This is a genomic window from Streptomyces sp. NBC_00887, from assembly GCF_045207585.1.
The window spans coordinates 9,207,590-9,219,133 of the sequence record NZ_CP108788.1 but is presented as its reverse complement, the minus strand read 5'-3'; the positions used below and the strand labels follow the sequence as shown (position 1 = coordinate 9,219,133).

General features: G+C 69.4%; 10 protein-coding genes and 2 pseudogenes. 1 reads left to right on the top strand and 11 read right to left on the bottom strand.

All coding sequences use genetic code 11. The features are described 5' to 3' along the window. Nucleotides 1–27: 27 nt before the first annotated feature. The 6 genes from OG844_RS42020 to OG844_RS41995 form a co-directional block, all read right to left on the bottom strand. Complete coding sequence (locus OG844_RS42020; RefSeq protein ID WP_406388040.1) at nucleotides 28–1,815, bottom strand: ABC transporter ATP-binding protein; 1,788 nt, start codon at nucleotides 1,813–1,815, stop codon at nucleotides 28–30. 46 nt (nucleotides 1,816–1,861) lie between these two features. Beyond that, the gene (locus OG844_RS42015) at nucleotides 1,862–2,914 is read right to left on the bottom strand and encodes an iron-siderophore ABC transporter substrate-binding protein (protein WP_406388041.1); all 1,053 of its coding nucleotides are present in this window, start codon (nucleotides 2,912–2,914) and stop codon (nucleotides 1,862–1,864) included. Between the two features lie 116 nt (nucleotides 2,915–3,030). Continuing rightward, entirely contained in the window at nucleotides 3,031–3,870 is an 840-nt protein-coding gene (locus tag OG844_RS42010) for an ABC transporter ATP-binding protein (RefSeq protein ID WP_406388042.1), read from the bottom strand. A gap of 50 nt (nucleotides 3,871–3,920) precedes the next feature. Further along, nucleotides 3,921–4,982 carry a FecCD family ABC transporter permease gene (locus tag OG844_RS42005; protein ID WP_406388043.1) on the bottom strand — a complete coding sequence of 354 codons (1,062 nt, stop codon included), beginning with the start codon at nucleotides 4,980–4,982 and terminating at the stop codon, nucleotides 3,921–3,923. Further along, a complete protein-coding gene (locus tag OG844_RS42000) occupies nucleotides 4,979–6,037 on the bottom strand; it encodes a FecCD family ABC transporter permease (RefSeq protein ID WP_406388044.1) in 1,059 nt (352 codons plus the stop codon). Before OG844_RS42000 ends, OG844_RS42005 begins: the two co-directional genes overlap by 4 nt. Nucleotides 6,038–6,123: 86 nt before the next feature. Beyond that, nucleotides 6,124–7,479 carry a lysine N(6)-hydroxylase/L-ornithine N(5)-oxygenase family protein gene (locus OG844_RS41995; RefSeq protein ID WP_406388045.1) on the bottom strand — a complete coding sequence of 452 codons (1,356 nt, stop codon included), beginning with the start codon at nucleotides 7,477–7,479 and terminating at the stop codon, nucleotides 6,124–6,126. A 249-nt stretch (nucleotides 7,480–7,728) separates the two neighbouring features. Between OG844_RS41995 and OG844_RS41990 the strand changes: the two genes are divergently transcribed. Beyond that, nucleotides 7,729–8,676: a methionyl-tRNA formyltransferase gene (locus OG844_RS41990; protein WP_406388046.1), complete on the top strand. Its 948-nt coding sequence runs from the start codon at nucleotides 7,729–7,731 to the stop codon at nucleotides 8,674–8,676. Between the two features lie 18 nt (nucleotides 8,677–8,694). Here the strand turns inward: OG844_RS41990 and OG844_RS41985 are convergent, their stop codons facing one another. The 5 genes and pseudogenes from OG844_RS41985 to OG844_RS41965 form a co-directional block, all read right to left on the bottom strand. After that, on the bottom strand, nucleotides 8,695–9,333 hold the full coding sequence (locus OG844_RS41985) for a DUF1345 domain-containing protein (protein WP_406388047.1): 639 nt from the start codon (nucleotides 9,331–9,333) through the stop codon (nucleotides 8,695–8,697). Between the two features lie 208 nt (nucleotides 9,334–9,541). Next, nucleotides 9,542–9,796 (bottom strand): hypothetical protein, encoded by a 255-nt coding sequence (locus tag OG844_RS41980; protein ID WP_406388048.1) that lies wholly within the window; start codon nucleotides 9,794–9,796, stop codon nucleotides 9,542–9,544. 24 nt (nucleotides 9,797–9,820) lie between these two features. Further along, entirely contained in the window at nucleotides 9,821–9,985 is a 165-nt protein-coding gene (locus OG844_RS41975) for a hypothetical protein (protein ID WP_406388049.1), read from the bottom strand. A gap of 53 nt (nucleotides 9,986–10,038) precedes the next feature. After that, nucleotides 10,039–10,194: pseudogene (locus tag OG844_RS41970) on the bottom strand (hypothetical protein); the annotation flags it as partial. Nucleotides 10,195–10,677: 483 nt separating this feature from the next. Then, nucleotides 10,678–11,543, bottom strand: a pseudogene (locus OG844_RS41965) (DUF4158 domain-containing protein). Nucleotide 11,544 lies beyond the last annotated feature (1 nt).

Sequence of the window (11,544 nt, the reverse complement as noted above, 5' to 3'; positions counted from 1 at the left end):
AGTTAGGCTACCCTAAGTCAGGCTTGCCTAACTACCTTCACGCCAGGCCTGCCAGAGGCGGGCATAGCGGCCACCGAGAGCCACCAACTCCTCGTGCGTTCCCTGCTCCACCACGCGCCCGGCGTCCAGTACCGCTATCCGGTCCGCCGCCATCGCCTGGGTCAGCCGGTGCGCCACGAACAGCGTGGTCCGGCCCGAGCACGCGGCCAGCACGGCCCGCTCCAGCTCCGCGGCACCCTCGCTGCCCGCCTCCGCGGTCGACTCGTCGAGCACCACCACGGGGGCCCGGCCCAACACCAGCCGGGCCAGGGCCACCTGGGCGACCTTGGTCACATCCAGGCGCTCGCCGCCCTCGCCGACCATGCCGTGCAGTCCGTCGGGCAGCGCCTCGACCCAACCGCCGGCGCCGACGGTGCGCAACGCGCCCATCAGTTCCGCATCGGTCGCCTCCGGCGCGGCGAGCCGAAGGTCGTCGGCGAGCGAACCGGAGAACACGTGCGTCTCCTGCGTCAGGATGCTCACCAGGGCACGTGCCCCCGCCTCGTCCGTACCGGCCAGGTCGTTCGACCCGATGCGCACCGATCCGGCCTGCGGCGTCCCGATGCCCGCGATCAGCGCGGCCAGTGTCGACTTGCCCGCGCCCGTCGCCCCCACGAGTGCGAGCGAACCACCGGCCGGGATCGTCAGGCTGACGTCCCGTAGGACGGGATCCTCGGTATCGGGATAGGTGAACGTCAGTCCCTCCACCGTCACCGGGTACGGCGCGATCTCCGCCGGTGCGACGGTGGCGTCACCGACCAGCCGTTCCTCCGCGGCCTCCCCCAGCACCCCGACCAGCCGGGTCAGGCTGGCGCCCGACTTCTGCGCCTCGTCGAAGGTGAACATGATGGCGCCCAGCGGCGTGAACAGCCGGTGGAACATCAGCGGAGCCGCCGACACCTCGCCCAGGCTGGCCATATCGGCCTCCAACAGGGCGTACCCCACCACGAGGATGAGGACCAGACCGATGAACTCGGCACGGTTCTCCCGGCCGACGAACCGGCCGAAGAACCGGAACACCTCGATGCCGAGATTCCGCACCCGCCAGGACTCACTGGTGACCTTCTCGCGGAAGGCGCCCTCCAGGCGGTACGCCCTGACGGTGTCGATCCCGTTCAGGCCGCTGATCAACGCCTGCGCACGGTCCGCCTGGGCGGCCCGTTGCCTGCGGTAGAGCGGGGCGGAGCGGGGGAGGTACCAGCGCAGGGCCAACGCGTACGCGGGCAGTGCGCCGGCACCCGCGAGGCCGAGCCGCCAGTCCAGTCCGAACATTCCGGCGGTGGCGATGGCGACCAGCACTCCGGCCGAGAAGACCGTGGGGATGGCCGACCGGATGCCCCTGGACAGCACGGCCACGTCGTCACCGACCCGGGAGAGCACATCTCCCCGGCCGACCTGCTCGACGCGCGCGCTCGGCATCCCGAGCACCGCCCGGACGGCACCTTCCCGCAGCCGCGCGAGCAGATCCGCGCCCAGCCGCCCGATCAGGTACGTCGACGCCGCGGTGGCCGCAGCGCCGAACACCGCGGCGGCCACCATCAACGCCCCGATCCTGACGAGGACCGAGCGGGACTCGCCTGCGACCACCCCGTCGACCACTTGGCCGAGCAGCAGCACGGGGAGCACCTGGAGCGCCGCCCCCGCCACCGTGGTGAACACGGTGGCCGCGGTCAGCCATGGCAACTCGCGGCAGTGCGCCGCCACCCATCGGGTGCCCTCGCGTCCGGTCGCCGTGCGCAGGGCCGCCGGTGCGACGCGTGTATCGGTGACACTCACGCGCGGACCGGTTCGGGCCGGGGGCTGGACAGGTTGACCACCATCTCTACTCGACCGACTTGACGAGCTCGTCGACCCCGTACGGCATGGACAGCAGCGTGCCCTGGGACAGTGCCGCACCGACCGCCGGGCCCTCACTGTCCAGCAGGTACGAGACCTTGCCGGCCTTGACCGCGGACAGGTTGTTGAACAGCTCGAACTTCTTCAACGCATCCGTGTCCGCCTTGTCGTTGATGACGACGATGCGGTCGACGTCGATCAGGTCGACGCGCTCCGGGGACAGCGCGGTGGAGAACTCGCCGCCGGCGATCTTGTCGATCTCCGTCGCACCCTTGTAGCCGATGCCCGTCAGCAGCCGGCCGCGCACGTCGGTGGTGGTGAAGGCCGAGATCGAGTCCTTGTACCAGGACACCGCGACAGCGGTCTCCTTGCCGAACTGCGGGTGCGCCTCACGGGCCGCGTCGAGCTGGCCCTGGATGCTCTTGACCATCGCGGTGCCCTCGGCCTCCTTGCCGAGCGCCTTGGCGATGTGCACCGCGTTGTCCTGCCACGGTGCGCTGAAGAGATCCTTCTCGCCCTTGGTGCGGCCCACCGTGGGAGCGATCTTGGAGAGCTTGTCGTAGGCGGCCTGGTCGACCTCGGAGTAGACCGCGAGGATCAGGTCCGGCCGCAGGGAGGCGATCTTCTCGAAGTTGGGGCCCGCGTCGCCGTTCTTCATGACGACCTCGGGGCGGGCGTCGCCCCACTTGTCCTTCACCCAGGGCCACTGGGTGTTGATGTCAGGGGACTCGCCCGCCGGGTTCGGGTACTGGTCGACCATGCCGACCGGCTTGATGCCGAACGCCAGGACGGTCTGATCGTCCGTGTAGCCGACGGTGACGACCCGCTTGGGGGCCTTGTCGATCTTCGTGGATCCGAACGCGTGCTCCACGGTGACCGGGAACGCGCCGGAGGCGGCAGCCGGAGCCTTGTCAGTCGTCTTGTCCGGCGTGTCGGAACCACAACCGGCGAGAAGGCCGACGCCGAGCGTCGCGGCGGAAACGACGGCAGCCAACCGCCGCCAGGACTTCGTGACCGTCGTCGTTCTATGGAGGAGCATCCGGGAATCCCTTGCTTTCGCGCTGTCCGCGTGCCCCCGTCTAAGGGCAGCCAAACCTTATCCTGCGCTGGTGAGGTTAGCCTAGCCTAACTGGAGCTAATTCCCTTACCCGGCCCTCAGTTGAACTGGACGTGCGTCCGGCCGACCGGAACGATGAGCGGCCGGTCACCCACCGGGTCCTCGATCACCATGGCGCGCAGCCCGAACGCCTCGTGCAGCAGCTCAGCCGTGATCACATCGCGCGGGTGACCCTGCGCGAGGATCGAACCCTCTTTCATCACGATGAGGTTGTCGCTGTAACGCGTGGCCAGATTGAGGTCGTGCAGCACCATGACCACCGTGCACCCCGACTCGTGCAGGTCGTCCACCAGGTCGAGCACGTCGATCGCGTGCGCCAGGTCCAGGTACGTGGTCGGCTCGTCCAGCAGCAGCAGATCGGTGCCCTGGGCCAGCGTCATCGATATCCACACGCGCTGACGCTGTCCGCCGGACAGGGAGTCGACCGGACGGTCCGCCAGTTCGGACACCCCGGTCATGGCCAGCGCGCGTTCCACGACGTCGGCGTCGTCCGACGACCACTGCCGCAGCCAACTCTGGTGCGGATGACGCCCCCTGGCGACCAGATCGGACACGGTCAGCCCCTCCGGCGCCACCGGCGCCTGCGGCAGCAGACCGAGCTTCTTCGCCACGTCCCTGGACCTGAGTCGGGCGATGTCCTCACCGTCCAGCACGACGGTCCCGCCGGTCGGCTTGAGCAGCCGCGTCAGGGTGCGCAACAGGGTCGACTTCCCACAGCCGTTGGGGCCGATGATCGTGGTGATCACCCCTGTCGGGATCGTCACGTCGAGGCCGTCGATGACGGTCCGGCTGCCGTACCCGACCGTGACGCCCCTGGCTGCCAGCCGTGCGACGTCGTGGACGCCGGACTCGGTCTCGGTGATGTACTGAGCGGCCACAAGTCCCCCTGTAGTCAAGACTGTCTGGATTGCCGAAGCCTTCGCGTGCTCTATCTGAGGTTCGCGCGCACCAGCAGGTACACGAGGAACGGGCCGCCGATCGCGGCGGTGACCACGCCGACGGGGAGAGTGATCGGCAGTGCCGTACGTGCGAAGAGGTCGGCGCCGATCAGCAGCAGCGCCCCCACCATGCCGGAGGCCACCATCGGCGGAGTCGGGTACCTCGCCAGACGCATCGCCACCTGCGGCGCCACCAGCGCGACGAACGGAACGGGACCGGCCGCGCTCACCGCCACAGCGGCCAGCAGAACCGCGCACAGCAGGAGGACCGCGCGCACCCACGAGTACCGGACGCCGAGGCCCGCGGCGATGTCGTCGCCGAGGTGCATCGGCTTGAACTGGAACGCGACGCATGCCACCGCCACCATGAGGACGAGCGTGCCCCAGAGCGCGACTTCGACCTCGTCCCAGGACCGGTTGTCCAGCGAGCCGACCAGCCATGTCTGGGCCCGTGCCACGTCCCTGATGTCGGCCGAGACGAGCAGCCAGGTCGTGATCGCCTCCATCGCGGCGCTCACCGAGATGCCGATGAGGATGAGCCGGAAGCCGTCGATCCCGCGCCGCCACGCCAGGAAGTACACGAGCAGACCCGTACCGAGGCCGCCGGCGAGAGCCGCGGCGGACAGACCCACGGAGCTGACGACCGCCGCGGCGGTCCCGCCCGACACCGTCACCAGGAACACCGCGACCGCGCTGGCGCCCCCGGTGATTCCCAGAATGTCCGGGCTGGCCAGCGGATTGCGCGCGATGGACTGCGTGATCGCCCCGGACACTCCCAGGGCGATGCCCACGACGAGCCCGGCCAGGGCCCGCGGCATCCGCAGATCCATGATGATGAACTCGTCGAACTGCTCGCCCCTGCCGAGGATCGTGGCGATCACCCGGGAAAGGCCGATGGGGAAGTCCCCCACGCTGACGGACAGGCAGAACACCAGGAAGGTCGCCGTCATCAGCAGCAGCGTGACGCACAGGAGCCAGGGCCGCCATACGAACGACACATGCCCCAGGCGTACGCCCGGCGCCACCGACGGCTTCACGTCTGTCACATTCATGCGTTCCTGAACTTTCCTCGCCACACCAGGGCCGCGAAGAACGGGGCGCCGAGAAGGGCGACGACGACTCCCGCGTCCAGCTCACCCGGCCGCACCACCAAACGGCCCACGATGTCACAGACCAGCAGGACGACGGCTCCGAGCAGACCCGCGTACGGCACCAGCCAGCGATAGTCCGGGCCGGTCAGGTACCGGGCCACGTGGGCCACCATGAGGCCGAGAAACGCGATCGGTCCGCACGCCGCCGTCGCCGCGCCCGCCAGCAGGGTGATCGCGACGATGCCGACGGTCCGGCTCAGCGCGATGTTCACCCCGAGCCCTCGCGCCACGTCGTCGCCCAGGTTGAGCAGGTTGAGGGTGGGCAGCTGGGTCAGGGCCAGCACCAGCCCGACCGCGATGAACGCGGTCACCGGCCAGATGACGTCGAATCCGACACCGGCCACGGAGCCGGCGTTCCAGAACCGCAGCGCGTTCAGCGACTCCTTGTCCGACAGCGCGACCGCCGTGGTCATCGCCGCGAGGAAGACCGTGACCCCCTGCCCGGCCAGTGCGAGCGTCAGGGGGTTGCCCGCCCCCCGGCCGATGCTCGACAGCCCGAACACGACGACGCCGGCGACCGCGGCCCCCAGGAAGGCGAACCATACGTACTGGAACGGATTGGAGAGCCCGAACAGTGCGATCACCGTCACCACCGCGAACGAGGCTCCGGAGTTCACCCCCAGCAGGCCCGTGTCGGCGATGGGGTTGCGCGTGTACCCCTGGATCAACGCCCCGCCGACCCCCAGGGCGACGCCCGCCACGATGGCCAGCGCCGTCCGGGGTATCCGCACGGTCTCCACGATGAGCCTGATCTCGGTGAGCCGCTGGTCGGAGTCCGGCGCGGCGAACAGCCCGTGCCACACCTCGCCAGGACTCAACGCGCGCGCCCCGACGGCCAACGACATCACCCCCACGGTCAGGAGGATGACCACGAGCGTGGCCGAACCCACAACCCGGCGCCGGCGGGCTTGCGTTGTTCCCCCGGTCGCGGGGCGCTCAACTGCAGTCGTGCTCATGTCGACGTACGTTATCCCTTTGATCCACTGGGGAGGCGCGGCGGTCGCTCACCCCGCGCCTCGGCCCCGAGCCTCGCGACTGCGGGCTAGCGGACTGTGCTGCCGGCCCCGTCGGTGACCGGCCTGGCCTCGTCGGAAGCGGACTTGACGCCCCGGTCGAGCAGCGAGTCCAGGATCTCGCCGACCCGGATCGCGGTGTTGGACAGCAGGGACGACGTGATGCCGTGCGTGTGCTCCGTGCCCCCCTGCAGGTAGATGCCGCAACGCAGGTCGGAGTCCGTCGCTATGCGGTAGTCGCGCTCGACGCGGACACGGCCCTCGTCGTCGCGGAGGCAGCGGTCCGCGACGTCGCCGAGGAGGCCGACGGGGTCGACGGGGCTGTAGCCGGTGGCGAACACCACGATGTCGGCGTCCAGTTCGCTCTCCTCACCCGTGACGAGGGACTTCACGGTGGACCGGACCTTCTCCGGCGTCTCCTCGACACCGGTGAGCCGGGACACGTTGACGAAGCGCAGCCGCTCGGTCCCGAGGACCTTCTCCTGGTAGGCCTGGCGGTACAGGTCGTCGATGAGGTCGATGTCCACCACGGCGTAGTTGGTGTTGCCGTGGTAGTCCATCAGCTTGCGCTTGATCTCGTCGGGCGCGGTGAAGTACTGGTCGACCGCCTCGGGATCGAAGATCCGGTTGGCGAAGCTGCTGTCGTCGGCGGGGCTGTAGCCGTAGCGCGAGAAGACCGCGCAGATCTCGGCCTCGGGGAAGACGCGGTGCAGGTAGGCGACGTTCTCGGCGGCGCTCTGCCCTGCGCCCACGACGACGAACCGGGAGGGCGACGTGCCCTCCAGCCCGGCGACCTTCGCCAGCAGATCGGAGTTGTGCCAGACGCGGTCGCCGCGCTCGACGCCCTCGGGCATGAGGGGACGCAGCCCGGTGCCGATGACGAGGTTGCGGGCCCGGTGGACCTCGAGGCCCTCGCCGGACCGGACCGTCACGTCCATGTACTCCACGGCTCCGTCACGGACGACGGGGGTGACCCCCACGACCTCGTTGCCGTAGGAGACCATGTCGTCGACCTGGGCCGCGGCCCACTCGAAGTAGTCGTGGAACTCGACCCGCAGCGGGAAGAGGTTCTTGTGGTTGATGAAGTCGACCAGCCGGCCCTTGCTCTTCAGATAGCAGAGGAAGCTGAACTCGCTGGTCGGGTTCCGGAGCGTCACCAGGTCCTTGAGGAAGGACACCTGCATGGTCGCGTCGTCGATCAGCATGCCGCGGTGCCAGCCGAAGCGTGGCTGCTGCTCGAAGAAGTGAGCGCTGACCGCCTCCTGCGAGCCGGTGCGTGCGTTGTGCTCGCTGATCGCGATCGCCATGGCCACATTGGACGGGCCGAAGCCGATGCCAATGAGGTCGTGGACCGGTGTTACGTCGCCAGGAAGAACCTGTGACATGTCACTCCCATCGTGCGGGGAAGCCGCCTGTCAGGCGTGGGGGAAGGTACGGGATGTGAGCACGCCGACGAAGCGGCCCGCTGGAATTTAGGTAAGCCTAAGCTAATCCTGTGGAGCTGTCGATAGGGCAGGCCGGAGCGGCGGTCGCAGGAGCTCCCGCCAACTACGGCTTCACGCCATCGCGTTGCATACTAAGGTAAGGCTTGCTTTACTGACCAACGACCAGTCCCTACCCTGAGGAGGAACCCCATGCGGGTTGTCATGTTCGGATACCAGACCTGGGGGCACCGCACCCTGCAAGCTCTCCTGGACTCCGAGCACGACGTGGTGCTGGTCGTGACCCACCCCAAGAGCGAGCACGCGTACGAGAAGATCTGGAGCGACTCGGTCGCCGACCTCGCCGAGGAGCACGGCGTCCCGGTCCTGATCCGCAACCGACCTGACGACGAGGAACTGTTCGAGCGCCTCAAGGCGGCCGACCCGGACATCATCGTCGCCAACAACTGGCGCACCTGGATCCCCCCGCGCATCTTCGGCCTCCCCCGGCACGGCACGCTGAACGTCCACGACTCACTGCTGCCGAAGTACGCCGGCTTCTCCCCGCTGATCTGGGCCCTCATCAACGGCGAGCCCGAGGTGGGCGTCACCGCGCACATGATGGACGACGAACTGGACGCCGGGGACATCGTCCGCCAGGAGGCGGTTCCCGTCGGGCCGACGGACACCGCCACCGACCTGTTCCACAAGACCGTCGACCTCATCGGCCCGGTGACCACCGGCGCACTCGCGCTCATCGCGTCCGGGCAGACGGAGTTCACCAAGCAGGACCGCTCCCTGGCGACCTTCTTCCACAAGCGCTCCGCCGAGGACATCCGCATCGACTGGAACTGGCCGGCGGAGGACCTCGAACGCCTGGTCCGCGCCCAGTCCGAGCCGTATCCCAGCGCCTACGCCTTCCACAGGGGCAAGCGGCTCGAGGTCCTCGCCGCAGTGGTGTCCGAGGGCCGCTACGGCGGTACGCCCGGCCGGATCTTCTACCGCGAGGGAGACGGCGTGGTCATCGTCGCCGGAGCCGACGCCCGCACGGGCCGCAACCACGGTCTGGCCGTCACCCGCGTACGGACCGAGGACGGCCGGGAGTTGCCCGCGACGGAGTACTTCACCAACATGGGCGGCTACCTGACCAGCCGTCCCTGACCCGCTGGCCTCCACGTATCAACGCGTGACGATTCCGGCGACGAGGTTGATCGTGGTCGCCAGGATGCTGACACCGAAGACGTAGGACAGCAGGCAGTGCCGCAGGGCCACCGCGCGGATGGTGGAACTGGACACGTCGGTGTCGGAGACCTGGTAGGTCATCCCGAGGTTGTAACTGAAGTAGAGGAAGTCGCTGTACTGCGGCGGGTCGTCGGTGTTGAAGTCGATCCCGCCCGCGGTCGGCACGTAGTACAGGTACGCGTACCGCGTGGCGTACATCAGGTGGAGCGCCGCCCAGGCCATGAACACACCGCAGAGTGCCGTGGCGGCGGCGGCGTGGCTCAGGTCGTCGTCGTCGACCAGGAGCAGCACCACGATGCCGAGCAGCCCGCACAGGGCGGAGCCGACGACGGCGAGCTCCTCGGCGACGGGCCTGAACTCCTCGCGCCGGACGTTGTGATGGGTGACGGTGGCGTTCATGGGCCACAGGACGATCCACCCCACCACGACGAAGACCGTCAGCGCGGCGGCGATGCCCGCGAGGACGCCCAGCGGCGTGTTGGCGGTCAGCACCCCGACCACCACGCCGGCGACCGCCCCGAGGACTGCCGCGCCGACGAGTCGGGGAACGGCGGAGAGTACTGACCAGAGGTGCATCGGGGACCTCGCCGAGAGGGCTGCCTCGGCAGGCCGGTGAAGGGTTCGCCCTTCCCGTACGACCATGGCTCGGACACATACGACGCCCCCACGGGCCATGGCATCGAAGGCCCGGCACGAAGGGCGCCACCAGGCTATCCGCGCATCGGCCGGGCGGCAGTGCGGCAGGTCCGGCGACGCGGGAAATGCCGAGTGGCGTGCCCGGAGGTCACCATCGGGCCCGCCACTTGCGGGGAAGGGCGCGCGGACGGAGTGCCGCGTCATCGGGGACGGACGAGCCGCTCCGGAAGCGGACGTTGATCGAGTGCAGCACCGCGGCGGCGGAGCAGGCGACCCAGGAGCTGTGGCCGAGGCCCAGCAGGAGCGCGGCCCCTCCCGCCAGTCCGGCGTTCAGGACCATCCGCGGGGCGGGGGCGGGCAGGACCGATGTGCGACCGGGGCGTTCGTGGAGCTGCCCCGTCACATCGGGCGCGTCGCTGCTGCCGTACTAGTCCGAGGTGCGCTCCCCGGGAGGAAGACCCGCCGCTTCGCGGTCTTCCTCGACGCGCTCGTCGAGTCGCTTCTCGTCCGGGCGCCTGGGCATGCCGCCTCCGTGACCCTTGTCCGGGTCGCCCTCGACCTGCTTGTTGGACTTGTGGTGGTGCTGCGCCATCGTTCTCTCCCTTGCGTTGCCCGGGCGGGCGCCGCGAATGATCCCGGTGCCCGTCAGGATGCGTTGCCGGACGAGGCCTGATCGGGGTACGGGCTGGCGCCCTCGGCGGCTGCGCTGCGGACGGTGCAGTGGAGGGAGTCGATCGTGCGGCGCAGCGGACGGGCGCCGAACTCCGGCTGGTAGCCGTGGGTCACCAGCAGCTTCTTCGCCCCCGGTGCCCGTGAGGGGTCGCCTCCACTCAAACCCGATGTCGATCGCTCCGCAAACGGAGTGGGCCTGTCGGCACAGCGGTAAAGCACGCGGGCAGGAAAGGGCTGTGCAGTCGGCGCGGGAATCGATGCCGTGTCCGGGGCACGCCCGTGACGATCACGGCCCTTGAAGGTCAGGGCGCCGGGCGGGTGCTCTCCCGTACCACCAGCTCGAACCGGGGTACGAGTAGGAGCGGACCAGGAAACCGGTGATGCTGTCAGAAGTTTTGACAGGCCGTGATCCGGGCCGCCAGGGTGTGCGGGTGAGCGATGACCCGACGATCGGTTTCCTGAAGGCGGTCTCCCCGCGCCTGGCCGACTCCGGCAGCGCCACGCTGTACCGGACGGACCCGGACGCCGACTACGGGCCGCTCAACCCGCTTACCCGCGACAAGGTCTGCGGCAGATCGGCGCTCAGGCGGGCCTGTCGCATGAGAAGGTACGCTACCGGCTCGCCCGCGCGGCGAACGCCACCAAGGTGGCCAGGCGCCGGTCCCCGGCGAGGTCGGAGACGGCCTGTGCACGGGCCGCCCGCGCGAAGCGAACCAGCGCCTGGAGCCTTCCCGGGGGTACCGCGGACAGGTCCCACGCGGCGCCGCCGAAGGCGTTCAACGCCTCGTAGCGCTCCAGGGCCTTACCCACCCCGCGCGCGGTGATGTCCCGGGGTGAACGCCGCAGCCGGTCCAGCTCGGACAGACGCTTGCCCGCGGGAACGACGACCAGGCGCTGCAACCCGGCGGCCTGCTCCTTGGTCGGGGCCGCGGCGAGCATGGCCCACAGGCGCTTCTCGGCGCGCTCGCGCGAACCGGAGACCAGCCGTTCCAGCACGGTCACGCCGGGCAGCACAACCTTCTTGTCGACCAGCCGCTTGGTGGCCAGGTCGAACAGCAGGGTCGGGCGCTCGGAGCCGATCCACGCCCGCTGGTACATCCAGCGGGCCAGCCCGAACCACTGGTCGAACTCGAACTTCGTGTACGTGTAGCCCTCGCGTATCTGGTCCTGGTGGTCCCAGCGGGTCTCTTTTGTGCCGTAGCCGGCGAACTCCGCGGGGTCCAGTCCCAACTGCTCGGCGACGTAGTCGACCACCACGGCGGGTACGCCTCGGGGTTGTTCAGGAACGTCCCCAGATACCGGACGGTCCCGAGCTGGACCGCCCAGCCGATCCGGTTGCGCGCGCCCTTGGCGGCCACTGCCCGGCGCCGGGCGGTCTGGTCGAGCAGGAAGGAACCGGCGAGCTGTCCCTCGTCCGGGTCTTCCGCGAACCGGCCGAAGCGCCTGCGTTGGTCCTCGCTCAAAAAGTTGGTGGGCACC